Annotated in this window: 10 protein-coding genes; 7 read left to right on the forward strand and 3 right to left on the reverse strand. The window is 70.9% G+C overall.

What is annotated here, in order from left to right:
* Window positions 1-161: 161 nt before the first annotated feature.
* Window positions 162-2,942: a glycoside hydrolase family 2 protein gene (locus tag ACZ63D_RS29490; protein WP_465357623.1), complete on the reverse strand. Its 2,781-nt coding sequence runs from the start codon at window positions 2,940-2,942 to the stop codon at window positions 162-164.
* Between the two features lie 304 nt (window positions 2,943-3,246).
* Here ACZ63D_RS29490 and pqqA point away from each other — a divergent pair, with 304 nt between their 5' ends.
* From pqqA to ACZ63D_RS29520, 6 genes are all read left to right on the forward strand, one after another.
* Window positions 3,247-3,342, forward strand: coding sequence for a pyrroloquinoline quinone precursor peptide PqqA (gene pqqA, locus ACZ63D_RS29495; protein WP_037358081.1), 96 nt, complete (start codon window positions 3,247-3,249; stop codon window positions 3,340-3,342).
* 82 nt (window positions 3,343-3,424) lie between these two features.
* Window positions 3,425-4,123 carry a pyrroloquinoline-quinone synthase PqqC gene (pqqC, locus tag ACZ63D_RS29500; RefSeq protein ID WP_465357624.1) on the forward strand — a complete coding sequence of 233 codons (699 nt, stop codon included), beginning with the start codon at window positions 3,425-3,427 and terminating at the stop codon, window positions 4,121-4,123.
* Between the two features lie 4 nt (window positions 4,124-4,127).
* Window positions 4,128-4,400, forward strand: a complete 273-nt coding sequence (gene pqqD, locus ACZ63D_RS29505; RefSeq protein ID WP_465357625.1) for a pyrroloquinoline quinone biosynthesis peptide chaperone PqqD — start codon at window positions 4,128-4,130, stop codon at window positions 4,398-4,400.
* Window positions 4,391-5,464, forward strand: a complete 1,074-nt coding sequence (pqqE, locus tag ACZ63D_RS29510; protein WP_465357626.1) for a pyrroloquinoline quinone biosynthesis protein PqqE — start codon at window positions 4,391-4,393, stop codon at window positions 5,462-5,464. The genes pqqD and pqqE overlap by 10 nt, the downstream gene beginning before the upstream one ends.
* Window positions 5,461-6,330, forward strand: a complete 870-nt coding sequence (pqqB, locus tag ACZ63D_RS29515) for a pyrroloquinoline quinone biosynthesis protein PqqB (RefSeq protein ID WP_465357627.1) — start codon at window positions 5,461-5,463, stop codon at window positions 6,328-6,330. The genes pqqE and pqqB overlap by 4 nt, the downstream gene beginning before the upstream one ends.
* 528 nt (window positions 6,331-6,858) lie before the next feature.
* On the forward strand, window positions 6,859-8,040 hold the full coding sequence (locus ACZ63D_RS29520; protein ID WP_465357628.1) for an AI-2E family transporter: 1,182 nt from the start codon (window positions 6,859-6,861) through the stop codon (window positions 8,038-8,040).
* Window positions 8,041-8,046: 6 nt separating this feature from the next.
* Here the strand turns inward: ACZ63D_RS29520 and ACZ63D_RS29525 are convergent, their stop codons facing one another.
* Together ACZ63D_RS29525 and ACZ63D_RS29530 are read right to left on the reverse strand one after the other, a co-directional pair.
* Window positions 8,047-10,581 carry a winged helix-turn-helix domain-containing protein gene (locus ACZ63D_RS29525; RefSeq protein WP_465357629.1) on the reverse strand — a complete coding sequence of 845 codons (2,535 nt, stop codon included), beginning with the start codon at window positions 10,579-10,581 and terminating at the stop codon, window positions 8,047-8,049.
* Between the two features lie 101 nt (window positions 10,582-10,682).
* Window positions 10,683-11,144: a DUF7144 family membrane protein gene (locus ACZ63D_RS29530; protein WP_465357630.1), complete on the reverse strand. Its 462-nt coding sequence runs from the start codon at window positions 11,142-11,144 to the stop codon at window positions 10,683-10,685.
* A 200-nt stretch (window positions 11,145-11,344) separates the two neighbouring features.
* Between ACZ63D_RS29530 and ACZ63D_RS29535 the strand changes: the two genes are divergently transcribed.
* A complete protein-coding gene (locus ACZ63D_RS29535) occupies window positions 11,345-11,851 on the forward strand; it encodes a DUF1269 domain-containing protein (RefSeq protein ID WP_465357631.1) in 507 nt (168 codons plus the stop codon).
* Window positions 11,852-12,096 lie beyond the last annotated feature (245 nt).

Here is a 12,096-nt window from a genome sequence, read left to right on the forward strand (position 1 = left end):
CCCTTCAACCCAGACACGAATCCTCCTTTCGTGTTGGGGGTGTTTGTCAAGGCATCTTTCCCGCCTTGACAACCACCCCCGAACCGTCAGCACACTCGGGCTTCGGGGTGCCCCACGCACCACCCCCGGCGCAATGTCGCCCCCCAGGGCGACGAGCCGACTCACCCCCCGAACGTCCTCACCGCAGGACTGACCTCCAACGCCTCCCGATTGAACGTCACCGCAATCCCCCGCCCCCGCAGCCGGGACGCCCGCTGATCGACCTTCCACCCGTCCACCCGCACCCCCACCTCCGGATGCCGCCGAACCTGCCCGGCATCCAGCCGAACCCGGACACTCGCCTCCTCCCCGCCAACCAAGTTCAGATAATTGTCACTGAACGTCGCCGGAAGAACCCTCTCCCCGGTCCGGACGTCATACACCTGCAAGTGCAGCATCAAAGCCACAGACTCCCCGATGTTGCGCACGTCCACCGCAACCTCGAGCCCGTCCCGCCCCCGCACCTCCCCGGCGAGCACCGAAACAGCCGCCGCGGGCATCCCATCCAACCCAGCGAACCCGGACTCCCTCCCCGGCGTCTCCACCCAGGAAAAACTCCGCACCACCTCCACCCCGCGCGGATCCCTCAACACCAGCCGAACAAAAGCAACCTCATCCGGCGCACCCCTCAGTAGCGAAGCGACATTCCCAACCACCGCACGATCGGCACCACCCACTCCCCCAACCCGCAACGACGTACGAGCGAATTCCGCACCGCCCAGCCCATACAGCGTGACATCAACACTGCCCCGCACCACCGCCGAGGAATGATTCGCCACGACCACCCCGAAACTCCGCGCGTCCAAAATCACATTCACCCGCCGGCACGCATGCTGCACCGCGTAGAACGACGAATGCGCCTCCAGATCGTGGCTGTACATCTGCCAAACGAAACTGGGCTGCGCCGGATTGGTCATCCACATGATGACCCCGGTCCGCGGATAAGGCCCGGAACTCCGCATATTGGCCACCGGAGCCTCATAAATCGCCCGGATGCACTCGTAATTCATCAACTGCGACTTGCGGGCGAAATCCGGAAGGTTCCGCACCTCGCCATACCGCTCGGCAGTCAGCCGGAGATACCCCGCCCCGCCCCCGTTGCCCCCGTTGCCGTTCACGTCCCGGTCAGCCCAGAAATCGTCCGGACGCTCCCACGACGCCTCCGGCAGCATCTTCCGCATGAACTCCAGCGTCGGAATCGAGTAGGACCCGACCTCGTTGTGGAACGGCGGCCACTGCGTGCCGTCATTGAGCGCGAAATGCTTCGCGGGCGGGACCCAGTGGTACGGCCCGCCGGAACGGTATCCGTCGATCGGGTTCGCCCCGGTGTCCCCGGCGGAACTCGTCAGCACCGCGCGCTGCGGATCCAGTTCGGCGACCAGCGCGTCCAGCCCGTCGATCAGTGGCTGCGGCGGCGGCCCCTCGTTCCCGCCGCACCACAGCAGAATCGACGGATGATTGCGGAACCGCACGATGCAATCGCGGATGTTGGCGAGGTCCCGGGCGATGTTTTCCGCGGGCGGCCCTTCGGTGGAGCAGAAGAAGTCCTGCCACACCAAAATCCCGTACTCGTCGCAAGCGGCGTAGAAATCCTCAGTGCTGCTCTGCCCGTTCCAGTTCCGGATCAGGTTGAGGTTCGCGTCCCGGTGCAACCGCACCTGCGCCCGCAATCGCTCTCGCGGGATCCGTTTCAGCGCCTCGTCCAGCCCCCAGTTGCCGCCCATCACCAGAATCGGCTGATTGTTCACCGTGATCGACAGGCACTGGCTCACCGCCCCGGACGGGGACCGCATCGGCGTCGTGTACTCGATCCGCCGGATCCCGAAGTCCACCGCCCGCTCGTCGCACACCTGCCCGCCGGACTCGACCGCGACGGTCAGCCGATACCGATACGGCTCCCCGTATCCGTTGGGCCACCACAGCTTCGGCCGGTCCATCCGCAGGCAAGCGACGTCCTTCGACGTCAGCACCACCGACGACGCTCCCGCCGGAACGCTGACCGTCCGCCGGAACTCCCGCCCGTCGAGCGACCCCTTCACCACCACGGACTTCCCGGCCGCGCTGTCCAGCGCCAACTCGACCGAAACCTCCGCCGTGCGCAAGTCCTGCGACAGCGTCGAGGTGACGTGCACGTCAGCCATCCGGACCGGCCCGGTGGTACGCCAGGTGACCGGCTGCCAGATCCCCAGATCCCGGTCAGGAATGGTCGGCAGCCAATCCCATCCAGCGGTACAGAAAAACGTCGGCCCGTTCTTCAGCGTGATCCCAGTCGGGCCGCCGTTCCGCCCGCCCCGCGTCACCCCGCTGGCATAACTCGGCAACGCGGGCGGGTCGGTGTAGTCGAGCTTCCCGACGAGCACCGCCAGCCAAGCCGTCCCACCTGCCTTGGCCACGATGTCCGTCACCTCGAAGACCGCGCGCTTGAACGCACCTTCGACCGTGCCGACCTTGACCCCGTTGAGCCAGACCGTCCCCAAGTAGTTGATGCCGTCGAACTGCAGCCAGAACCGCTGCCCCGGCACCAGCTTCGGCACCGGGAACGCGACCCGGTACCAGTAGCCGGTGTCCTTGAGGGTGTCCGGGACAGTGTCGGTCACGATGTGGCCGTACAACGGATCGGGGTACTCGCCGTTGGCGATCATGCTCGTGAGCGGCGTCCCCGGGACCACGGCCGGTTTCAGCCCGGCGACGCTTTCCGCACTGGCCAGCGTGCTCCCGGCCGCGGCCGTGCGGTCCGCCGCGGCGAAGGTCCACCCGCTGGCGATCTCACCGCCGCCCACCTGAGCCGGACGGGCTTCCGGCGCCGCCCCGGCGGTACCGGACAGTCCGAACGCGCTGAGCGCACCACCGCCCGCGACAGCGAGGCCACTGGACAGAAAACGCCTGCGATTCACCTGGGTCACGTCGCTCCCACAACCTCTGACATCGTTGTCAACCGCGCTTGAACCCTATTATTCGGCTGCCCGCGGTCCCGGTGTCAAGCGAATCGCGAGGTTTCGGCGCGCCCGCGCGGTTTCTGTCGGGCGGACAACCGCCCCCGGCGCCCGGCGTGATCACCCGCTGCGCCATCGGAAGGAAACTTTCTAAACTAGCCGGGAAATCCGCCCGCGCCCCTGGCGACCGGCCCCTCGCGCTTTTAGGGTGACGGCGTTCGCGGCGGGGAGGAACGCCCCGCTCACCGGTGCATCGAAGGAAAGGGAGTTTCCCATGCCCGAGCCCGTCGAAATGTGGACCGCGCCCGACTTCGTCGAGTACGAGACGCCGATGGAGGTCACCGCCTACGCGGCCCGCCGGGAGGAGTGACCCGCCGGACGGGGCCGGTCCGCCGGCGGTCCCGTCCTTCCCGGAAATCCGTTCCGCTCAGCGAGAATCCCGGAGTACGCGAATGTCCACTGTGCACCCGATGAGTCCGGCGGAGTTCACCGGAGCCCTGCGCGGCCTCGCGCACCGATACTGGGGCAGCCATCCGTTCCACCAGCGGATGCACGCCGGGGAACTGACCGAAAACGAACTGAAACTCTGGGCCGCGAATCGCTGGTATTACCAATGCGTGCTGCCGCGGAAAGACGCGGCCATCATCAGCAATTGCCCGCTCCCGGAAATCCGCCGGATCTGGCTGGACCGGATCGTCTACCACGACGGGGCCGTCGAAGGCGAAGGCGGAGCCGAACGCTGGCTGCGGCTGTGCGCCGCGGTCGGCCTGGAGCGCACCGAAGTGCTGGACGAACGCCACGTCGCCCCGGGCGTCCGGTTCGCTGTCGACGCCTACGTCGCCTTCGCGCGCACCAAACCTTGGGTCGAAGCCGTCGCTTCCGGGCTGACCGAGATGTTCGCCGGGCATCTGATGCAGCGGCGGGTAGCCGACGTCCTGGCGAACTATTCGTGGATCTCCCGCGACGACCTGGCGTATTTCACCAACCGGATCGACAAGGTTTCCGGCGAGGGCAAGGACACCCTGGACATCGTCGTGCGGCATTGCGTCACCCGCGAGCAGCAGGACAAAGCAGTGGCCGCGCTGTCGTTCAAATGCGATGTCCTCTGGTCGATGCTGGACGCCATCGAACGCGCCGCGGCCAAGGAGTGAAACGATGGACACCCTCACCGCCGCGTCGGTGCCGAAACTGCGGCTCGGCGTGCGCCTGACGTTCGACCACGTGCGCGGGGTGCACGTGCTGCTGTTCCCGGAAGGCGTGCTGGTGCCGAACTCCACCGCCACCGCGGTCCTGGAGCTTTGCGACGGCACCACCCCGGTGTCCGGCATCGTCGCCAGCCTGCGCAGCCGGTACCGAGGCGTCCAGGAGAGCGATGTTCTGGCCGTGCTGACCCGGTTCGGACAACGGCGGGTGATCGAATGGACGTGACCGCACCTCTCGGCCTGCTCGCCGAACTGACGCACCGCTGCCCGCTGCACTGCTCATACTGCTCGAACCCCGTGGAACTGGTGAGCCGAGCCGCCGAACTGTCCACTGAGGACTGGACCGACGCCCTGTCGCAGGCCCGGGACCTCGGCGTACTGCAAGTCCACCTTTCCGGCGGGGAACCGCTGGCGCGCCCGGATCTTCCGCAGCTGGTCACGCACGCGAGCGGACTGGGCTGCTACGTCAACCTCGTCACCTCCGGCCTGGGCCTGACCGAGGAGCGCTTGCACGACCTCGCCGCACGAGGCCTGGCCCACGTCCAGCTCTCCGCGCAGGCCGCCACCCGGGACCGGGCGAACCTGCTCGCCGGAGCGAAGGCCTTCGACCGAAAACTGGCCGCCGCCGAACTGGTGAAAGCGGCGGGCCTGCCGCTTACCGTCAACGTCGTGCTGCACCGGCACAACCACGACCAGCTAGCCGGAATCATCGCCTTGGCCGAGTCGATGGGCGCGGACCGCCTCGAACTGGCCAACACGCAGTATTACGGCTGGGCGCTGCGCAACCGCGACGCTCTCCTGCCGACCCGCGCCCAGCTCGCCGCCGCCGAACCCGTCGTGCGCGCGGCCGTCGAACGCCTCCGCGGCACCATGGAGATCATCTACGTCGTCGCCGACTACTACGAGCCGTTCCCCAAACCGTGCATGCACGGCTGGGGCGCGCGGCAGCTCACCATCGCGCCCGACGGCACCGTGCTGCCCTGCCCCGCCGCCAGCGCGATCGCCACGCTGCCCCTCGACAACATCCGCGATGCCTCCCTGGCCGACATCTGGTACCACTCAAAGTCCTTCAACGCCTACCGCGGCGAGGACTGGATGCGCGACCCGTGCCGCACCTGCGACCGCCGCACCGTCGACTTCGGCGGCTGCCGCTGCCAGGCCTTCCAGCTCACCGGCGACGCGGCCGACACCGATCCCGTCTGCTCCCGCTCCCCGCACCGCGGCGCGGTCGACCTGATCCTCGCCGCACCGTCCACTTCGGACCTGATCATGCGAGGTCCCGCCCGATGAAGGTCATCCTCCTGGGCACCGCAGCCGGCGGCGGCTTCCCGCAGTGGAATTGCGCCTGCCGTCAATGCACCTCCGCCGCTCCCCCGCGGACCCAGGACAGCGTCGCTTTCAGCGCCGACGGCCGCGCCTGGCACCTCCTCAACGCCTCCCCGGACCTCCGCGCGCAAATCCTGGCCACGCCAGCCTTGCGCGCCGGACCGGGCCCGCGCGAGACGCCCCTGCGCAGCGTCCTGCTGACCGACGGCGAACTGGACCACACGCTCGGCCTGCTCATGCTCCGCGAGGCAGCCGACCTGACCGTCCGCGCTCCCGCCGCCGCCCTGCACGCGCTGACCGATCATTTCCCGGCCCGCACCATCATCGACGGCTACCACCGCTGGACCTGGCTCCCCACCACGGAAACCACCCTCGACGGCCTCCGCGTCACCTCCTTTCCGGTCAGCGGCAAACAACCGAAATACGCCCGCTCCTCCACCCGTCCCGGCCCGTGGGTCGTCGCCTACCGCATCCACGACCCGGCGACCGGCGGCACGCTCGTCTACGCGCCCTGCCTGCGCACCTGGCCAGCCGGCTTCGACGCGTTCGCCGAAGGCGCGAGCCTGGTCCTGCTCGACGGCACCTTCCACAGCACCACCGAATTCAGGTCGGCCACCGACAGCGCCGACCCCGCCGCCCAGCAGGCGATGGGCCACGTGCCGATCACTTCGACGCTGCCGCTGCTCACGCACCGCCCGGGCGCCACGCGATGGGCCTACACCCACCTGAACAACACCAACCCCGTCGTCGACCCGACCGGCCTGGAGCACGCGTCGGTGCTGCACGCCGGAGCGGAACTGCCGCTGGACGGGACCGAGTTCACCCTGTGAACGAGCTGCTCCCGCACGCACTTCCGCCACGGATTCAGCAGGATTCAGCAGGACTCAGAGGGAGCCGCCGCCTGCCGCCGTGCTGACCCAACCCTGATGTCCTCTGCCAGCAACAGCCGTTCGAGAAAAGCCGTTCGAACACCACCCCGTCGGCATCACCGCCGCCGCGATCGGGCCGGACGGCGGTTCTTCCCGCTGGCCCCACCCGGCCTGGCGCGGAAACGGCGTCAGCCGCACCGGTTCGCTCTCGCCTCACCGGATGGGCAGGCAAAGGCACCGTGCCGCCCGCTGGACAGACCTGACGCGCTGCGGCGCGGCTCGCGAAGCGGATCGCCGTCCTCCAGCCAGGCCAGTCCGGTCATGGGCATCCGTCGTCGTGTGTTCCTCAGCCGGTCCAGGCCAGGACGACGGCCGCCACCGAGGAAATCGCCGACCTCGGAAGGCCGAGAACCCGCCCGCGCCGGGTGACGACCCGCACCCCGTCCCGCATCACCATCGAAACCCGCCGTCTGCCTCCGGAGGATTCGCATGGTGCGAGCGTCGTTCACCGATTTCCCGGCCCGCCGTTCCGGCGAGGCCCGGCGTGCGGACCGCCGAGCGCGCCGCTCTCCGCGAGAGCTCGACGGCCGGCTCGGCGAAGGTGGGCAACCACCGCCGATCTCCTGCGGCACGGAAGCCGGTGCCACCCCGCTTCCCCGCGCGCTCGTCGTGCTGCTCGGCGCCGCCGCCGCGACGGTCGTGCTCGCCGGCGTGCAGGCCGTTTCCTGGTTCGCCGCGCCGGTGTTCCTGGCCCTGGTCGTCGTGCTCACGCTCGATCCGGTGCGCACTTGGCTGCGAGGCAAGGGATGGCCGCGCTGGCTGACGGTCGCCGTGCTGGTCGTCGCTGTCTACGCGGTCCTGGTGGCCTTCTTCGCCGTTGTCGTGGTCTCGGTCGCGCAGCTGTCGGCGCTGGCGCCCCGTTACTCCGGACGATTCGACGAGCTGCTGCACCACGGCCTGGCCACGCTCGGAGTCGGAGAAGCGCAGGTGCGCGGCATGCTGTCCTCCGTCGATGCCGGAAAGCTCGTCCGCCTGGCCGGTTCTCTGCTCGCGAGCGCGGGCAAGCTGGTCACGAACCTGGCGTTCCTGTTCGGTCTCGTGCTGTTCCTGAGCGCCGAAACAGCCTGGGCGGGCCACCGGCTCGGCCGGATCGCGCGCGAACGCCCGTGGATCTCCGCCGCCTTGCGCGGCTTCGCCTCGAACACGAGGCGATACCTGCTCGTGACGACGGCGTTCGGCGGGCTCGTGGCGGCGCTCGACACCGCCGCGCTGGCGGTGCTCGGCATTCCGGGCGCGGTGTTGTGGGGGCTGCTTTCCTTCGTCACCAACTACATCCCCAACGTGGGGTTCGTGCTCGGAGTGGCCCCGCCCGCGGTGCTCGCGCTGCTCGACCGCGGCTGGCGCGGCCTGCTCGTGGTGCTCGTCGTCTACCTGGTGCTGAACTTCGCGGTGCAGTCGCTGATCCAGCCCCGGTTCGTGGCCGGTTCGGTCGGACTGTCCACTGTGGTCACGGTGCTGGCGCTGGTGTTCTGGACCTGGCTGCTCGGCCCGCTCGGCGCGGTCCTCGCCGTCCCGGCGACCCTCCTGGCCAAAGCGCTGCTCGTCGACGTCGATCCGCGGGCTCGCTGGGCCGAAGCCCTGCTGTCCGCCCCGCGAAGCGACGAACCCTGACCTGCCTCACGTCAGGCCGTGCCGGCGAGCGACGACGACAGCGGAACGCCGGTTGTTCACCCCGAGCTTGCCGTAGATCGCCCGCACGTGAGTCTTCACCGTGTTGACCGAGACGGTGAGGTCGGACGCGATCTCGTCGAGCGAACGCTGGGAAGGCAGGCGCCGCAGCACCACCTGCTCGCGATCGGTCAGGTCGCTGGGCGGGGCGTGCGGGACGAGCCTGCCGCGGACCGTCTGCGCGAACCGGTCGAGCGCGCCGAATCCGCCGGAATGGCCGATCAGCAGGTCCCGGACCGGCGGCTCGGCCAGCGCGAACGGCCGCACCAGCCGGTTGGGCCGGGCGAGCGCGAGCGCCTGGTCGAGGGCGTGCAGGGCTTTGGTCCGGCGGTGCGAGCGCAGGCCGAGAGCGGTTTCGGCCAGGCAGCGGTCGACCGGGGTGGCGGGCAGCAGCGCCGCCGCCGCCGCGGTTTCGGCCAGCACGGCTTCGGCCGGAGCGGTTTCGCCGGCGGCGAGGTGCGCCCGGACGCGCAGGACAGCCAGTTCGCCGCTGCCGGGCAGCCGGTCCTGGGCCCAGGCGAGGACTTCCGTCGCGTGCAATGCCTCGCCGAGCGCCAGGGCCGCGTGCTGCTCGGCGACCGCGCACAGCCCGGCGAGCTCGCGGACCGGTTCCAGGTCCGCGAGCTGGCGGCGGGCCGCCCGCATGAGCTGAGAACCCGTCGTCCGGTCTCCGTCGTCGAAGCGCGCCATGCCCTCGAAGAACTCCCGCAGCGGCGTCAGCAGCGGCACCGCACCGGGGACCTCGGCCGCGGCCGCCTGAGCCAGTTCCCGTGCCGCGGCAGCCGGTTCGGCGCGCATCAGTTCGTCGTAGGCGAGCAGCAACCGGCATTCGGCCACCCCCGGGGTCCGCCGCCAGCCGTGCCTGCGCGCGACCGCGAGTGCTCCGGTGCACGCCCGTCGCATCGCCGGTTGGTTCCCGCTGATGGCGTTGGAGACCGCCAGCGCCAGTCTGCTGTGCAGCACGAGGTGGTCCAGCCGTTCGCCCCGCGCCAGGCGCAGTGCCTCCTGAGCCTGCGTCCCCGCGTGCCGGCGCGCGCCGCGCTGCAGCGAAAGCCACGCGCTGTCGAGATGGACCCAGGCGTCGAACTCCGGGTGCCGCGCCGCCGGCGGTCGCGGTCCCGCCAGGCGCTTTCCCGTCACCGCGGCCAAGTGCCGGACCGCGAGCGGCCGCCAGCCTCCCGCGCCCAGGCCGCCCAGATCGGACTCCGCTCGCGCGAGCCGTCCGCCTTGGACGTTCTCGAGAGCGGATGCCAAGCGCAGAGAAGGGTTCGCGGCGACCGTCGCGCTGCCGAGGCAATCCAGCGCGGCGCGCACCGATTCCCCGTCCCCGGCCAGCACCTGGCGCACAGCCCGGTCCCGGGCCAGCGCGAGCACGTATTCCCGGTCCTCCCCCGCGACCGCGTGGCGAAGCGCCTCCCCGGCCCGGCCTTCGCCGGCGTGCCACCGGGCGGCGATCCCGTGCAGCCGCGGCACTCTCTCCGGGTCCCGCCGCGCCAGTTCGGCCCGCAGGAAACACCGCAGCAGCGGGAAGAACCGGTAAGTGTCGGCCGGCGTGCGCGTGACCAGTCCCCACACGCGCTCGAGTTCCTCCAGCCGCGCGCCGGCGTCGCGGCGGCCGGACAAGCGGACCGCGAGGGTGGCCGAGACCGCGTCGCAGACGCTGAGGCTCAGCAAGAGATCCGCCGTGGCCGCGGGCAGCTGCGCGAGCACTTCGTCGGCGAAAAACCGGGCCACGGCGCGATCGCCGCCGGTGACGGAGGCGACAGTCGCGTCCGCGTCCCGCGCTTCGCGCACCGAAACCGCGGCCCAGCCGAGCGCCGCGGCCCAGCCCTCGGTGCGCTCGGCGAGGTCCCGGACGCGCTCGTCCGCGACCGAGGCCCCGGCAGCCCGCAGCAGGTTCGCCGTTTCCTTCGCGGTGAACCGGAGTTCGGCCGCGTCCACTCGCGACAGCACGTCCTCGAACTGCAGGCGGGCCAGCCGCAGCGGCGGCTCGACCCGGGTGGCCAGCACCAGGCGCAGCCCGGACGGCGGATGGCGGGCCAGCGCCGCGAGCGCTTCCAGGGGTTCCGCGCGGCGGATCTCCTGCAGATCGTCCAAGACCAGCCGCACCGGCCCGGGCCGGCCGGCCAGCGTTTCGTCGAGGTCGGCCAGGAACGCCCGCCGCCGCCCGGGCAGCGGCGGGCGCAACCGGTGCGCCGCGCCGCGACGCCGCAACGCCTCGAGGATCGCCTCCCACAACCTGGTTTCGTCGTTGTCGTCCTCGTCGAGCGACACCCAGGCGGCCGCGCCGCCGGCGGCCCAGGCGGCCAGCGCGGTGGTCTTGCCCGCCCCGGCCGGGGCCCGGACCACGGTGACCGGCCGGGCCGCGGCGCGGTCGAACAGCGCGCCCAGCCGCGGGCGGGGGACGAAGATCCCGGGCAGGCGCGGCGGCGCGACCTTCGCGCCGGGGACCGGCCGGAGCCGGGTCGTCGTTCGAGCGGGCACGGCAAACCTCTCGGCTGTCGGGAGATTTCGCCCCCGGCTCCCGCGGTCGACGCCGGGCGGAGGCCACGACTGTACTGAGCGCCGGCGGCCGGGCCGCCGGGTCACCGGAGTTCGGCGGCGGCCTCGTCCCCGTGCACGATGACGGCCCAGATCACGAGGACGTCCAAAGCGATCACGATCGCGCCCCAGAACGGGTACGCGGACAGGAACGCCAGTTGCGCCAGGGCGTTGAAGCCGGCGAGCGCGACGGTGCACACGCGGGCCCACTGCGCGCCGGTGAACAGCGCGGTCCCGGTCAGCACGGCCAGGACGCCGACGATCAGATGCAGCCAGCCCCAGCCGGCCAGGGAGAAGACGAGCAGGCCGGACGGGCCGACGACGTAGTAATGCCGGTCGAACAGCGCGACCAGGCCCTCCACCGCGGTGAACAGTCCGGCCAGGACGGTGATCGCCGCGGCGAACCAGAGCCAGCCGGTCCGGCGGGTGCGGGCGGCGAGCCGGTCCGGCGGGAGCGGCGGCCGTCCCGCGCCGGTTCCGGCCGGGGGGTGCATGCGTTCGGTCATGGTTTCTTCCTTGTTCGTCGACGGGCTGCGGACCCGGGCGATCATGGTCGGCCGCCGCGCCGGCCGACCTCGCCCGCGTCAGGTGAGATCAGGGTTCTTTCCGCGCCGGGCCCCCGGTTTTCACCCGGCGCGGGCGACGCCCGGCGCGACCGGACGGGAAACAGTGCGGCATACCACCGATCCCGGAGCGAGGAGACGTCATGGCCACGTTGACCGTATGGAGGTTCCCGACCGTCGACGGCGCGGAAAACGCACTGGATCTGCTTCAGCGGCTGCAAAAGCAGCAGTTGATCTCGATCGCCGACGCGGCGCGCGTAAGCTGGCCCGAGGGCCGGAAGAAGCCGAAGACCAGGGAACTCGGTTCCCTGACCGGAGCCGGCGCGCTCGGCGGGACGTTCTGGGGCCTGCTGTTCGGCCTGATCTTCCTCGTCCCCCTGCTGGGCGCGGCCGTCGGAGCGGCGATCGGCGCGCTCACCGGATCGCTGCGCCGGGTCGGGATCGACGAGGAGTTCATCGACACCGTGCGGACCCAGGTCACTCCCGGCACCTCCGCGCTGTTCGTGATGTCGGACCACGCGGTGCTGGACCGGGTCGCCGAGCCGTTCAAGGAAACCGGCGCCACGCTGCTGACCACCAACCTGTCCGAGGACGAGGAAGCCCGGCTGCGCGCCGCGTTCGGCGAAACGCCGGAGCACGAACAGCTTTAGCGCGCACGGGAACGGGCCCTCACCGCGCTGCCGGGCGAGGGCCCGTTCCCGTGTCCGCTCCCGCCGTGGTCCGTTCGGTCCACTGTGCTCGGCGGCCCGGCCGAACACCGTTGCGGCACAAGCGAGACCGCGGCGGCGCCCCCGAACGCCGCCGCGGCCCCGCGAGAGGCCCGCCTTCGCACCTCCGCCGGCCACTCTGCGGGTCCGCTCGCGTTCCGTCCTCACCCGCCGCGCATGACCCCGCT

Source organism: Amycolatopsis sp. NPDC104775 (genome assembly GCF_055583325.1).

What these genes read in the sequence shown, in the direction of transcription:
- pqqA (WP_037358081.1), top strand. Translation starts at nt 3,247, where the DNA reads ATGCCCGAGCCCGTCGAAATGTGGACCGCGCCCGACTTCGTCGAGTAC.
- pqqC (WP_465357624.1), top strand. Translation starts at nt 3,425, where the DNA reads ATGTCCACTGTGCACCCGATGAGTCCGGCGGAGTTCACCGGAGCCCTG.
- pqqD (WP_465357625.1), top strand. Translation starts at nt 4,128, where the DNA reads ATGGACACCCTCACCGCCGCGTCGGTGCCGAAACTGCGGCTCGGCGTG.
- pqqE (WP_465357626.1), top strand. Translation starts at nt 4,391, where the DNA reads ATGGACGTGACCGCACCTCTCGGCCTGCTCGCCGAACTGACGCACCGC.
- pqqB (WP_465357627.1), top strand. Translation starts at nt 5,461, where the DNA reads ATGAAGGTCATCCTCCTGGGCACCGCAGCCGGCGGCGGCTTCCCGCAG.
- ACZ63D_RS29520 (WP_465357628.1), top strand. Translation starts at nt 6,859, where the DNA reads ATGGTGCGAGCGTCGTTCACCGATTTCCCGGCCCGCCGTTCCGGCGAG.
- ACZ63D_RS29530 (WP_465357630.1), bottom strand. Translation starts at nt 11,144, where the DNA reads ATGACCGAACGCATGCACCCCCCGGCCGGAACCGGCGCGGGACGGCCG.
- ACZ63D_RS29535 (WP_465357631.1), top strand. Translation starts at nt 11,345, where the DNA reads ATGGCCACGTTGACCGTATGGAGGTTCCCGACCGTCGACGGCGCGGAA.